The 13,163-nt window shown below is 71.0% G+C and carries 9 protein-coding genes; all 9 read left to right on the top strand.

The window, feature by feature from the left end:
- Positions 1-5: 5 nt before the first annotated feature.
- The 9 genes from ilvD to ilvC all read left to right on the top strand — a co-directional run bounded on the left by ilvD (position 6) and on the right by ilvC (position 13,149).
- The gene (ilvD, locus tag AB0I28_RS24745) at positions 6-1,850 is read left to right on the top strand and encodes a dihydroxy-acid dehydratase (RefSeq protein WP_357497032.1); all 1,845 of its coding nucleotides are present in this window, start codon (positions 6-8) and stop codon (positions 1,848-1,850) included.
- Positions 1,851-2,212: 362 nt separating this feature from the next.
- A complete protein-coding gene (locus AB0I28_RS24740; RefSeq protein WP_357497030.1) occupies positions 2,213-2,413 on the top strand; it encodes a hypothetical protein in 201 nt (66 codons plus the stop codon).
- Positions 2,414-2,657: 244 nt separating this feature from the next.
- The gene (locus AB0I28_RS24735; protein ID WP_357497028.1) at positions 2,658-2,825 is read left to right on the top strand and encodes a hypothetical protein; all 168 of its coding nucleotides are present in this window, start codon (positions 2,658-2,660) and stop codon (positions 2,823-2,825) included.
- Between the two features lie 248 nt (positions 2,826-3,073).
- Positions 3,074-5,704, top strand: a complete 2,631-nt coding sequence (locus AB0I28_RS24730) for an EAL domain-containing protein (protein ID WP_357497026.1) — start codon at positions 3,074-3,076, stop codon at positions 5,702-5,704.
- A gap of 53 nt (positions 5,705-5,757) precedes the next feature.
- Complete coding sequence (locus AB0I28_RS24725; RefSeq protein ID WP_357497024.1) at positions 5,758-8,985, top strand: BTAD domain-containing putative transcriptional regulator; 3,228 nt, start codon at positions 5,758-5,760, stop codon at positions 8,983-8,985.
- Between the two features lie 49 nt (positions 8,986-9,034).
- The gene (locus AB0I28_RS24720; protein ID WP_357497022.1) at positions 9,035-9,244 is read left to right on the top strand and encodes a hypothetical protein; all 210 of its coding nucleotides are present in this window, start codon (positions 9,035-9,037) and stop codon (positions 9,242-9,244) included.
- A gap of 464 nt (positions 9,245-9,708) precedes the next feature.
- Positions 9,709-11,565, top strand: a complete 1,857-nt coding sequence (locus tag AB0I28_RS24715; protein WP_357497020.1) for an acetolactate synthase large subunit — start codon at positions 9,709-9,711, stop codon at positions 11,563-11,565.
- 1 nt (position 11,566) lies between these two features.
- Positions 11,567-12,082 (top strand): acetolactate synthase small subunit, encoded by a 516-nt coding sequence (ilvN, locus tag AB0I28_RS24710; protein WP_357497018.1) that lies wholly within the window; start codon positions 11,567-11,569, stop codon positions 12,080-12,082.
- Between the two features lie 53 nt (positions 12,083-12,135).
- Complete coding sequence (gene ilvC, locus AB0I28_RS24705; protein ID WP_357497017.1) at positions 12,136-13,149, top strand: ketol-acid reductoisomerase; 1,014 nt, start codon at positions 12,136-12,138, stop codon at positions 13,147-13,149.
- Positions 13,150-13,163 lie beyond the last annotated feature (14 nt).

Here is a 13,163-nt window from a genome sequence, read left to right as displayed (position 1 = left end):
ATCGCATGCCGCAACTCCGCTCCCGCACCTCAACGCACGGCCGCAACCAGGCCGGGGCGCGCGCCCTGTGGCGCGCGACCGGGCTGACCGACGGCGACTTCGGCAAGCCCATCGTGGCGATCGCCAACAGCTATACGCAGTTCGTACCCGGCCACGTCCACCTCAAGGACCTCGGCGACATCGTCGCCGAGGCCATCCGGGAGGCCGGGGGAGTATCGCGTGAGTTCCACACGATCGCCGTCGACGACGGCATCGCCATGGGCCACGGCGGCATGCTCTACTCCCTGCCCAGCCGCGAGCTCATCGCCGACAGCGTCGAGTACATGGTCAACGCGCACTGCGCCGACGCCCTGGTGTGCATCTCGAACTGCGACAAGATCACCCCGGGCATGCTGCTGGCCGCGATGCGCCTCAACATCCCCACGGTCTTCGTCTCCGGCGGGCCCATGGAGGCCGGGCGCACCTTCGCCGTCAGCGGCGTCGTCAAGCCCCGCCTCGACCTCGTCGACGCGATGGTCGCCTCGGCCGATCCGGCCGTCGACGACGACCAGCTCGCCGAGATCGAGCGCTCCGCCTGCCCGACCTGCGGATCATGTTCGGGCATGTTCACCGCCAACTCGATGAACTGCCTGACCGAGGCCCTCGGCCTTTCGCTGCCCGGCAACGGCTCGACGCTGGCCACCCACGCGGCCCGCCGCGACCTGTTCTCCCGCGCCGGGACGACCGTCATGGACATGTGCCGCGACTACTACGACAACGACGACGCGTCGGTCCTGCCGCTCAACATCGTCACCCGCGACGCCTACGAGAACGCCATGTCGCTCGACGTGGCCATGGGCGGCTCCACCAACACCGTCCTCCACCTCCTCGCCGCCGCCCGCGAGGCCGGCGTCGACTTCGGCGTCGCCGACATCGACGCGATCTCCCGCCGGGTCCCGTGCCTGTCGAAGGTCGCGCCCAACTCGCCGAAGTACTTCATGGAGGATGTCCACCGCGCCGGCGGCGTCCCCGCGATCCTCGGTGAACTCAACCGGGCCGGGCTGCTCAAGACCGGTGTGCGCAGTGTCCACTCGCCCGACCTCGGCAGCTGGCTCGACGACTGGGACGTGCGCGGCGGCAAGGCCACCGACACCGCCGTCGAGCTCTTCCACGCCGCGCCCGGCGGCATCCGCACCATCGAGCCCTTCTCCACGAAGAACCGCTGGGAGAGCCTCGACGTGTCGGCCGAGCACGGCTGCATCCGCTCGGCCGAGCACGCCTACACCGCCGACGGAGGGCTGGCCGTGCTCTTCGGCGACATCGCCCCCGAGGGCTGCGTCGTCAAGACCGCCGGCGTCCCCGAGGAGTGCCTGACCTTCAGCGGACCGGCCAAGGTCTACGAGTCCCAGGACGACGCCGTCGCGGCGATCATGAACGACGAGGTCGTCGCCGGCGACGTCGTGGTCATCCGCTACGAGGGACCGCGCGGCGGGCCGGGCATGCAGGAGATGCTGTACCCGACCTCCTTCCTCAAGGGCAAGGGCCTGGGCCGCGCGTGCGCGCTCATCACCGACGGCCGCTTCTCCGGCGGCACGTCCGGCCTGTCCATCGGGCACATCTCCCCGGAGGCGGCCTCGGGCGGGCCCATCGCCCTGGTCCACCCCGGTGACATCGTGACCATCGACATCGCCGCCCGCTCCATCGCACTGGAGGTCGGCGCCGAGGAGCTCGCCGACCGCCGGGCGAAGGAGGAGGCGCGCGAGCAGCCCTACACGCCGGTGAACCGGGAGCGTCCGGTGACCGCGGCGCTGCGGGCCTACGCGGCGCTGGCGACCTCCGCCTCCGACGGGGCGTTCCGGCTGGTCCCCTAGGCCGTGTCCGGGTGATCACTGCGGGGCTGCGGCGGACTCGTTCTCCCCCTGGCGGCACCGTTATTTCGCCCAGGTACAACACCGGTACCAGGGCGAAAGAACGGCTTGCCAGAAGAAAAACGAGCCTCGCCTCGCACCCACAAGATCACCAGGACACACCCTAGGCCGTGTCCTGGGCGATCCACGCATAAGGGACCGCATAGCCGAGCGCATCGCAAAAGGTCTTCACCGTCCACAAAGGCCCCGAGAGCATTGCCTTCGGGGCCTTCGTGCTGCCACGATCATGGCTGCCGGAGGAAAGCGACGGTCTTGCCTTACAAGATCGTCGCCCGGCGACTTCGCGCGAAGTGAGGGGAACCGTCATGAAACTCGTGAAGCTGGCGACCGAGAAGGTCCTCGACAAGCTCGTCGGCAAGGTCGACGCTTATGCGGCCTGTCCGCCCGACACCTACTACCGCTGTGTCGTCAACGGCATCTGCGGTTCGCCGGGGCATGAGCGGCAGCGCTGCTGGACCAAGCCGGACTGCAGCGGCATCACCTGCGCCTCGTCCGGCTGCTGCTAGGCGCCGCGGTCACCGCCCGGCTCCGGCTCTCCGGCACACGGAGGACCGGAGCCGTTTCAGCGTCCCGGTGGTTGCGACCGCACACCCGACCGCATACGACGTCCCCGCTCGACGGCGAGCGTTCGCGGTGCCCGTTGACCTCGGTCGCGCGGGGTGCCACGATCGACGACGAGCGCAGGAAAGCGACGATCTCGCCCTACAAGATCGTCGACCGGCTACATCGTGCGAATGGGAGGAAACAACCATGAAGCTCATCGATAAAGTCCTCGACCGGCTCGTCGGCAAGGCCAAGGCGAGCGCCGGCGTCGGCGTCAACGCCTGCCGTTGCGTGTACAACCCCGCGATCTGCGAAGGCGGGCACGAGCGCCTGTGCATGGTCAACGGCGTCGAGGAGTACGCCGGCTGCTGCTGAGCGAACACCCCGGCACGTGGGCCCCCGGCGCCGACTCCGTGACGTCCGGGGGCCACCCCTTACCACTTCCTGCTAATTTCTAAGGTGGCCGTACACACCGGCGGCTGGTTTCGTCCACAAGCGACGGTCTGCGGACCGGCCAACCCATCGTCGAGATCAGATCGGGCACAGTAGAAGCCGTGTGGCGCACCTGGGGAGAGTGGCGGGCCGAGACCTTAATGGGTCCCGTGCGGCACGTCATCCTTGCCGTGACCTTGCTCAGCGCCGTCGCCCTCGCCTTCTTCGACGACACCGACCGCATGCCCAGCCTGGGCGCGGCCTCCGTGGCGGTCGTGGTCGCCGTCGCCGGAGTGCTCACCGGCATGGCCGGTGCGGACACAGCCGGCCGCGCCGCCTACCGCCGCATCGCCATCGGCCTGGAGGTCGTCGCCTTCTCCGTGGGCCTGGCCGTTCTGGCCCAAGGGCACGGGACCTGGCTGATCGCGCTCGGCTCGGTCGGCGGCGCCGTTCTCTTCGTCTCCGGTCTGCTGCGCCTCCCCGGCGGCGTGACCGGCATGGCCCCGCGACTCGGTCTCGCCCTCGACGGCCTGATCGTCGCGGCCTGCCTGGCGTTCACCGTGTGGATGCTCTACTTCGCCGACTACGGCCCCGATCCGCTCAACCCGCGCCCCACCTGGGAGTACGCGGCGATCCTCGCCTCGGCGCTGTCGGCGGCGATCGTGGTCGGCATCGGATTCGTCGCCGCCGTGCGCGCCACCGGGCACCGCCGCGCCCACGGGCTGCTCATGCTCGGCCTGTCCGCCTTCGTGGTCACCGGGACCGCGATGAGCGTCGCCGTGCAGCTCGACAACTGGGGGATGTGCCGCACCTACGCCCTGACATGGGGGTTCTCCTCCCTCCTCGTCACCGTCTCGGTCTGGCTGGCCGTGCGCAATCCCGGCAAGCCCAAGGCCCAGCCGATCCCCCACATAGGACTCGTCGTCACCCTCCTGCCGACCGCGATGGCCGGGGGAGCGGCGATCTACCACGCCAGCGACATGAGCCCGCTCAAGCTCGACACGGTCATCGCCGCCGTCTTCGTCGTGGCAGCCCTGACCTGCCGCCAGGTGCTCACCAGGTTCGACGTGCGGCGCGCCGCCGAGCAGCTGGCCGACCGCGAGGCCTACTTCCGGTCCATAGTGGCCGGTTCCTCGGAGGTCATCACCGTCCTCGACAGCGACTTCGTCGTGCGCTGGCAGTCGCCGTCGTCGAACTGGCAGCTCGACTGGTCGGGCAACCAGGTCATCGGCCGCCCCTTCGAGGACCTCGTGCACGCCGACGACGCCGCGCCCGTCCGCAAGCAGCTCACCCGCGCCTTCAACGGCGAGCGGGTCCTGCTCGACGGGCGCATCAAGGACCGCGAGGGCGAATGGCGCGACACCGAGTCGACGGTCGCCGACCACCGCGACGTCCCGCAGGTGCGCGGCCTGGTCGTGCACACCCGCGACGTGGGCGACCGCAAGCAGCTCGAGCGCGAACTGGCCCGCATGGCCTACGCCGATCCGCTGACGGGACTGGCCAACCGGCGCCAGCTGCTGCGCAAACTCGACAGCGACGTCGCCGGGTCGGGGATCCCGTGCACGATGCTGGCCATCGACCTCGACGAGTTCAAGAACGTCAACGACCTGCACGGCCACGATGTCGGCGACGAGGTCCTGGTCGAGGTCGCCGAGCGGCTGCGCGCCAACCTGCGCCCCACCGACCTCGGCGCCCGCCTCGGCGGCGACGAGTTCGCCGTCCTGTTGTGGTGCAACGCCAAGGACGCCGGCGACATCGCCGAACGCCTCCTGGCCGCCCTCTCGGAACCCTACGAGTGCGGGCGCTCGCGGGTCTTCCTGTCGATCAGCATCGGTGTGGCCGGCTGCGGCACCGCCGACGACGTCGAGACGCTGCTTCGCAACGCCGACCTCGCCCTGCGCTTCGCCAAGGAGAAGGGCAAGAACCGCATCGAGCGCTACGACGCCGACTTCGAGCAGATGGTGCGCCGCCGGACCCTCCTCGAACAGGAGCTGCGCGGCGCGATGCAGCGCGACGAGCTGCACCTGGTCTACCAGCCGGTGGTCTCGCTGCCCGAGCGTGAGATCGTCGGCGCCGAGGCCCTCCTGCGCTGGACGCACCCCGTGCTCGGCGTGGTCCCGCCGACCGAGTTCATCCCCGCCGCCGAGACCGCCGGCATCGTCGACGAGCTCACCGCCTGGTCGCTGCGGCAGACCGCCGGGCGGCTCAGCGACTGGCGCACGGCGGGGCACCGCCTGTGGGTGTCCCTCAACGTGTCGGTGCGCCAGCTCCACTCGCCGAACTTCGCCGTCGAGGTCGCCCAGGCCCTCGTCGAGCGCGGTGTGCCGCCCCGCCAGCTCGTCGTCGAGATCACCGAGCACGACGTCGCCTACGACATCAACCGCCTCGTCGCCCAGCTCACCGGACTGCGGGCCACCGGCGTGCGCATCGCCCTCGACGACTTCGGCGCCGGCTACTCGTCACTGGGCCAGTTGCACCGCCTCCCCGTCGACATCCTCAAGATCGACCGCGCGCTCGTCGTCGGCGCCGAGGACGGTTCGGCCCCGCTGTCCGACGTGGTCGTCAAACTGGGCCAGCGCCTCGGCCTCGACGTCATCGCCGAAGGCGTGGAGACCGAGAGCCAGCTCGCCTTCGTCGAGGAGGCCGGCTGCCCCCTCGGGCAGGGCTACCTCTTCGACCGCCCGCTGCTCGCCGAGGACCTGGAGTCCCGGCTCGCCGGCCAGGCCGCGGCGGCCAAGGCACGGGCCGCCCGCATCGCCGCGAGCGGCGAGGACGCCCCCGCCGCCGAGGCGGCAGCGGTCGAAGCCGCGCCGGAAGGCTAGGGCGAGATCGCAGAACCCTTGCGCGGCAAGGGAAATCTGCGTTAGATCACGCCATGCCGTCCGCACCACCCGCTCCACTGTTCAGGCTCCTCGGTCCCCCCGACCTGTGCACACCCGAAGGGATCATCGCGCTCGGCCCCAAGCAGGGCCTCGTCTTGGCCGGACTCCTGCTCCACGCCGGACAGGTCGTCGCGGCCGGAACCCTCACCAGCTACGTCTGGGGCAGCGACCTCCCGGCGAATCCCGCCTCACGGCTGCGCACGCTCGTCGCCGAACTGCGCCGCACCCTCGCCCCCATCGCGCCCGGCGTGATCGTCACCCGCGCCCCGGGCTACCTCCTCGACGTCCACCCGGGACAGTCCGATGTGGGCACCTTCCACGCCGAACTGTCGGCCGCCCGAGCGGCGAGCCCGCAGACGGCGCTGGCCCACTACGACACCGCGCTGGCACTGTGGCGCGGACCGGCCCTCGACGGCCTCCACGGCTCACCCGCCCGCGCCGAGGCCGCCCGGCTCGACGAACTGCGCGTGTGCGCCCAGGAGGAACGCGCCGAGGTCATGCTGTCCCTCGGGCGCCACCACGCCCTCCTGCCGGAACTGAGCGCGCTCACCGCCACCCACCCCGACCGCGAGCGCCCCCACGCGCAGCTCATGCTCGCCTTCTTCCGCTGCGGCCGCACCGAGGACGCGCTGCGCGTCTACCGCGAACTGCGCGGCCGCCTCGCCGCCGACTCCGGCCTCGAACCCTCACCCGAGGTCCAGCGCCTGCACAAGAACATCCTCACCGCCGACCCGGCGCTGACCCTGTGCTCCCCTTCGGCCCCGCCGAGCCTGTCGCAACTGCCGCCCAGCACCGGCGTCTTCGCCGGCCGCGACACCGAGATGCGCGCCCTCGGCCAGATCACCTCCGGCCTGGTCGCCGTCACCGGCCCCGCGGGCACCGGCAAGACCGCGCTCGCCGTGCGGTGGGCGCACTCCATGGCCGAGCACTTCCCCGACGGCCGCCTCTTCGTCAACCTCCGCGGCTTCGACCCCGAGCCCTCCTCGGCCGACGACCACGTCCCCGCGCTCCTGGCCGACCTCGGGGTGCCGCCGGCGGAGGTGCCCAGCGACCCGGCGGCACGGCGGACGCTGCTGCGCTCGACCATGCACGACCGCCGGCTGCTCATCGTCCTCGACAACGCCGCCGACGCCGAGCAGGTGCGCCCGCTGCTGCCCGGCGACCCCGGCTGCCTGGTCGTGGTCACCAGCCGCGACCGGCTCAGCGGCCTGGTCGCCATCGACGGCGCCCGGAGGATCGCGCTCGACGTCCTCGACGGCGAGGCCGCCCACGCGGTCCTCGAACACGTCCTCGGCGCCGACCGGATCGGCGCCGAGCCGCAGGCCGCCGCCGAACTCACCGAACTCTGCGGCCGGCTGCCACTGGCCCTGCGCATCGCGGCGGCACAACTCGCCGACCGCCCCCGCCACACCATCGCCGAGTACGTCGCCGAACTGGCCCGCGACCGCATCGGCCGCCTGCGCATCCGCGGCGACCGCCGCGCCGACCTGCGCGACGCGCTCGACCTGTCCTACGCGACCGTGTCCGAGCCCGCGCAACGCCTGTTCCGGCTGTCCACGGTGGTCAAGGCACCGGCCGGCGTGTCGGTGACGGCCGCCGCCGCGCTCACCGGAGTCGGACACGAGGAGGCCGAGGGTTTACTCGAAGCCCTGGCCGCGCGCCACCTCGTGGAGACCGCCGCCGGAGGCCGCTTCGGCTTCCACGACCTGCTGCGCGAGTACGGCAACCGCCTCGCCGAGGCCGACCCCGCACGCGACGCGGCCGTCGCCGCACTGCTCGGCCACTACCTCGACCGCACCCTCGCCGCCGTCGGCGGATCCTCCCGCGTCCCGCCCGTCGAACGGCCCCCGGTCGAGTTCACATCCCCCGCCGACGCGGAGGACTGGCTCACCGCCGAACTGCCCAACCTCGTCGCCGCCGTCCGCCACGCCGAGGCAGGCGGCTACGACGAGGCCGCCTGGCGCCTGGCCGACGCCCTCCTCATCCCGCTCATCGGACGCGTGTCGGGCGCGACCTGGCTCACCGTGGCCGGCGCCGGCTTCAGCGCCGCCCGCCGCCAGGGCCACGCCCTCGGCGAGGCCGCCATGCGCCACTCCCTGGGCACCCTCAAATGCCGCACCGCCGACCTCGCCGGCGCCCGCACCGAACACGAGCTTGCCCTGGCCGCCTACCGCGCCGCCGGACTCCGCGGAGGCGAGTCGCTGTCGCTGCGCGGACTCGGCAGCATCCACCACATCGAAGGCGACTGGCCGGGAGCGATCCGCCTCGCGAAGGAGGCGCTGGTCATCGACCGCGAACTCGGCGACACCGAGGCTGAGGTCGAGGGCCTGAGCAACCTCGCGATGACCAGGGCCCAGATCGGCGAACTCGACGAGGCCCTCGACGACCTCGCCGACGCGCTCGCGCTGGCCAGAGAGCGCGGCGACCGGCACGCCGAGGCGCAGGTGCTCACCAACCTCGCCTACGCCCACAGCATGCGCGCCGACCTGACCGAGGCCGCCCGGATCCTCACCCAGGCCGCCGAACTCCACCACGCGCTCGGCCGCCTCGACGAGGAGATCAACGTGTGGTGCGGACTCGGCTCGGTGCACTCCGAAGCCGGGGCCTACGACAAGGCCGAGGCCTACTTCACCGCTGTCCTCGACGAGGCCGCCCGGCTCGACGACCTGCGCCTGACCGTCCTGGCCGGCTGCGGCCTCGCCAAGATCGCCTGCGCCACCGGCGATCCCGAACGCGCCGGGAAACTCCTCGACACCGCCGTCACCCGCCTCGGCGACACCCGCTTCGGATACGGCCGCTACCTCATCGCCTCCGTCAGCACCCGCATCGCCTTGAGTCTCGGCGACCTCGAAGGCGCGCGCAAGGGAGCCGAGGTCGCCGTGCGGCTCAGCGAGGGCGGGCCCCACGAGGCGGTCACCCGAGGCCTGGTGGCGCTCGTACGCCTCCGAGAGGGCGACGTCGAGGGCTGCGTCGAGGAGGCGCGAGCCGCGCTCGCGGGGCACCGCAGATCCGGGCGGCGCCTCGAACAGGCCCGCACGCTGATCACGCTCGGTCGCGCGCACCGGGCCGGTGCCGATCTCGCCGCCGCGCGGGAGTGCTGGGCGGAGGCGGCGAACCTCCTGTCGGGCGTCACCGTGCCGGAACTGGCCGAGGCGCGTGGCCTGCTCGAAACGGCCGACGGGCGCTTAACGGGCGAAGAACGGGCGGCACCGGCCTCATGATCTAGAACGGCCGTCCCGCGCACGACGGGACCACCGACTTGGAGACAACATGAAGGTCCTCAGCAAGCTCAGCGACAAGATGCTCTCCGCCTTCCTCCCGCGCACCGAGGCCGGCGCCTGCGTGCCCGAGCACGGCAGCAAGTCGTACCCGAGCTGCTACTGCAGCAGCGACAACCGCCTGTACCGCCGGACCTGCACCATCGGCTGCACCGGCCACCCCACGTGTGGCTCCTGCTACCGCACCCAGAACATCTGCTAGCCGGCGGAAAGTCGCCGCATCGGCGCGCCCCGGACGGGGGGCGCGCCGTTCCCATGTCCGGTGACCCCTGTCACTACGGACGGTCACCCTCGGTGGCCCCCGGGGCCCTGAACGCCCCTTCAGTCTCCCAGGTCCCGCCCCAAGAACGCCCCGCGCGCGGCCGTCGTCGCAGGTGGCCGACCCTCTTCCCGCCCACCGCGACGACATCCCAGCATCCGGAACAAGTTGACTCGGGCGTTGAGATGCGGCAGTCTTACCGCGTGCATTCGAGCAAACCGCGCAGCGCCAACGCGCAGCGCCTCGTACTTATCTAGCGCGCCGCCGCAGTATCCACTGCGACGGTGCGCCCGCCCCCGTGCGTCTTGCACGCGGGCGTTTTTTGTTGCCAAAAGAGCCCAAAACCGCACCAGACTGACAGACCAGACCAACCACCAAGGTAAGACCGAGCGAACCGGATGAAGGTCATGACAGATCCCGTCAAGCATCCAGTCCCCCAACCGCCGCCGGCCTCCCCGCTCGCCCTCGCGGGCCGGGCCGTCCCCGCGCAGCGGCAGGCGGGCGTCCAGGTAACCGGCGCGCAGTCGCTCATCAAGTCCCTTGAGGCCCTCGACGTCGAGGTGGTCTTCGGCATTCCCGGCGGTACGATCCTCCCCGCCTACGACCCGCTGCTCGACTCCACCCAGGTCCGGCACATCCTCGTCCGCCACGAGCAGGGCGGCGGGCACGCCGCGACGGGCTACGCGCAGGCCACCGGCAAGGTCGGCGTCTGCATGGCGACCTCCGGTCCCGGCGCCACGAACCTGGTCACGCCCATCGCCGACGCCTACATGGACTCCGTGCCGATCGTGGCCATCACCGGTCAGGTCGTCCGCAACCTCATCGGCACCGACGGCTTCCAGGAGGCCGACATCGTCGGCATCACCATGCCGATCACCAAGCACAGCTACCTGGTCACCGACCCCGAGGACATCCCTCGCGTGCTCGCCGAGGCCTTCCACCTGGCGTCGACCGGCCGGCCCGGTCCGGTGCTGGTCGACATCCCCAAGGACGTCCTCCAGGCCGACACGCTGTTCAACTGGCCGCCGCGCAAGGAGCTGCCCGGCTACAAGCCGACCCTCCACCCGCACGGCAAGCAGGTCCGTCAGGCCGCCGAACTGCTGGCCGCCGCGGCCCGGCCCGTCCTCTACGTCGGCGGCGGCGTCCTCAAGGCCGGCGCCACCGACGAGCTCTACGAGCTGGCCGAGAAGTCCGGCGCGCCGGTCGTGACGACCCTCATGGCGCGCGGGGCCTTCCCCGACTCCCACCCGCAGCACGTCGGCATGCCCGGCATGCACGGGACGGTCTCGGCGGTCTACGCGCTACAGCGCTCCGACCTGATCGTCGCCCTGGGCGCCCGCTTCGACGACCGCGTCACCGGCAAGCTCGACTCCTTCGCGCCCGACGCCAAGATCGTGCACGTCGACATCGACCCCGCCGAGATCGGCAAGAACCGCCACGCCGACGTCCCCATCGTCGGCGACGCCAAGGCGGCCATCGCGCAGCTCGTCGGCTACCTCGGCGAAGACCCCGCCGTCGAAGGTCGCGGCACCCCGCGTCTGGCGCAGTGGTGGGCGCAGCTGGACGACCTGCGGCGCCGCTACCCGCTCGGCTACGACAAGCCCGCCGACGGCGCGCTGGCCCCCCAGTACGTCATCCAGCGCATCGGCGAGATCGCCGGACCCGACGCCCTCTACACCACCGGGGTCGGACAGCACCAGATGTGGGCCGCCCAGTTCATCTCCTACGAGAACCCCGGCACCTTCCTCAACTCCGGGGGCGCCGGCACCATGGGCTACGCCGTCCCGGCGGCGATGGGGGCGAAGTTCGGGCAGCCCGACAAGACCGTGTGGGCCATCGACGGCGACGGCTGCTTCCAGATGACCAACCAGGAACTGGCCACCTGCGCCATCGAGGGCATCCCGGTCAAGATCGCCGTCATCAACAACGGCAACCTTGGCATGGTCCGCCAGTGGCAGACCCTTTTCTACGACAAGCGCTACTCCAACACCAACCTGGGCACCCACGGCACCGGAACCGGGCGCATCCCGGACTTCGTGAAACTCGCCGAGGCGCTGGGCTGCGTCGGACTGCGCTGCGAGACCTACGAGGACGTCGACGACGTCATCAACAAGGCCATGGAGATCAACGACCGCCCCGTGGTCATCGACTTCATCGTCGGCGCCGACGCGCAGGTCTGGCCCATGGTGGCCGCCGGCACCGGCAACGACGAGATCATGTTCGCCCGGGACGTGCGCCCGATCTTCGACGAGGACGCGTGCTGAAATGACTACACACACCCTGTCGGTTCTGGTGGAGAACAAGCCCGGCGTGCTGGCGCGCGTTGCGGCCCTGTTCTCCCGGCGCGGCTTCAACATCGACTCCCTCGCCGTCGGTGAGACCGAGCAGCCGGGCGTCTCCCGCATCACCATCGTGGTCAACGTGGACGAGCGCCCGCTCGAACAGGTCACCAAGCAGCTCAACAAGCTCGTGAACGTCTTGAAGATCGTGGAGCTGGAGCAGTCCTCGTCGGTGCAGCGCGAACTGCTGCTCGTCAAAGTCCGCACCGACGCCACGACGAGGTCGCAGGTGGTCGAGGCCGCCGATCTCTTCCGCGCCCGGATCGTCGACGTCGCGCCGGACAGCGTGATCGTCGAGGCCACCGGCACCGCCGACAAACTCGGCGCGCTGCTGCGACTACTCGAACCCCACGGGATCAAGGAAATGGTCCAATCAGGGCTCGTCGCCGTCGGGCGCGGCAGCAAGGCCATCACCACCCCGGCTCTGCGCAGTGCGGCGTAGCCGAGCCGAACGCACCACACGTCAATGGAAAGTCCTTAAGGAAGGCAACACACATGTCCGCTGAAGTGTTCTACGACGACGACGCCGACCTCGGCCTGATCTCGGGCAAGAAGGTCGCCGTGCTCGGGTACGGGAGCCAGGGGCACGCCCACGCGCTGTCCCTGCGCGACTCCGGGGTGGACGTGCGGATCGGCCTCCAGCCCGGCTCGAAGTCGGCGGCCAAGGCCGAGGACGAGGGCCTGAAGGTCACCACGCCCGCCGAGGCCGCCGCCGAGGCCGACGTGATCATGATCCTGGTGCCCGACACCGCGCAGGCCAAGCTCTACGCCGAGGAGATCGCCCCGCACCTCACCGAGGGCAAGGCGCTGCTGTTCGGGCACGGCTTCAACATCCGCTACGGCCTCATCACGCCGCCCGCCGGCGTCGACGTGGCCATGGTCGCCCCCAAGGGCCCCGGTCACCTCGTGCGCCGCCAGTACGTCGACGGCAAGGGCGTGCCCTGTCTCGTCGCCGTCGAGCAGGACGCCTCCGGGCAGGCCCAGGCGCTGGCGCTGTCCTACGCCAAGGCCATCGGCGGCACCCGCGCCGGCGTGCTGAAGACGACCTTCAAGGAGGAGACCGAGACCGACCTGTTCGGTGAGCAGGTCGTGCTCTGCGGCGGTGTCGCCGAGCTCGTCCGCGCCGGGTTCGACACCCTCGTCGACGCCGGGTACGCGCCCGAGGCGGCCTACTTCGAGTGCCTGCACGAGCTGAAGCTGATCGTGGACATGATCTACGAGGGCGGGTTGTCGAACATGTGGTACTCGGTGTCCGACACGGCCGAGTACGGCGGCGTGTCGCGCGGGCCGCGCATCATCAACGACAGCGTGCGCGAGGAGATGCGCCGCGCCCTCGGCGAGATCCAGGACGGCTCCTTCGCCAAGGAGTGGGTCGCCGAGGACCAGTCGGGCCGGGAGAACTTCGCCAAGCTCCGCGAGGAGCAGAAGAACCACCGGATCGAAGAGGTCGGCGCGCAGCTGCGGGACATGATGCCGTGGGTGAAGCGCCGGATCACCGAGACGGCCTGACGTAACAGGTCGTC

This window comes from Phytomonospora sp. NPDC050363, from assembly GCF_040655735.1.
Classification (GTDB): domain Bacteria; phylum Actinomycetota; class Actinomycetes; order Mycobacteriales; family Micromonosporaceae; genus Phytomonospora.
Note: the sequence above shows the minus strand (reverse complement) of the source record. Positions and strands in the feature narration are given on the sequence as shown.

Excerpts from the sequence above, each read along its gene's own strand:
- ilvD (WP_357497032.1), top strand. The coding sequence starts at position 6 with ATGCCGCAACTCCGCTCCCGCACCTCAACGCACGGCCGCAACCAGGCC.
- AB0I28_RS24740 (WP_357497030.1), top strand. The coding sequence starts at position 2,213 with ATGAAACTCGTGAAGCTGGCGACCGAGAAGGTCCTCGACAAGCTCGTC.
- AB0I28_RS24735 (WP_357497028.1), top strand. The coding sequence starts at position 2,658 with ATGAAGCTCATCGATAAAGTCCTCGACCGGCTCGTCGGCAAGGCCAAG.
- AB0I28_RS24725 (WP_357497024.1), top strand. The coding sequence starts at position 5,758 with ATGCCGTCCGCACCACCCGCTCCACTGTTCAGGCTCCTCGGTCCCCCC.
- AB0I28_RS24720 (WP_357497022.1), top strand. The coding sequence starts at position 9,035 with ATGAAGGTCCTCAGCAAGCTCAGCGACAAGATGCTCTCCGCCTTCCTC.
- AB0I28_RS24715 (WP_357497020.1), top strand. The coding sequence starts at position 9,709 with ATGACAGATCCCGTCAAGCATCCAGTCCCCCAACCGCCGCCGGCCTCC.
- ilvN (WP_357497018.1), top strand. The coding sequence starts at position 11,567 with ATGACTACACACACCCTGTCGGTTCTGGTGGAGAACAAGCCCGGCGTG.
- ilvC (WP_357497017.1), top strand. The coding sequence starts at position 12,136 with ATGTCCGCTGAAGTGTTCTACGACGACGACGCCGACCTCGGCCTGATC.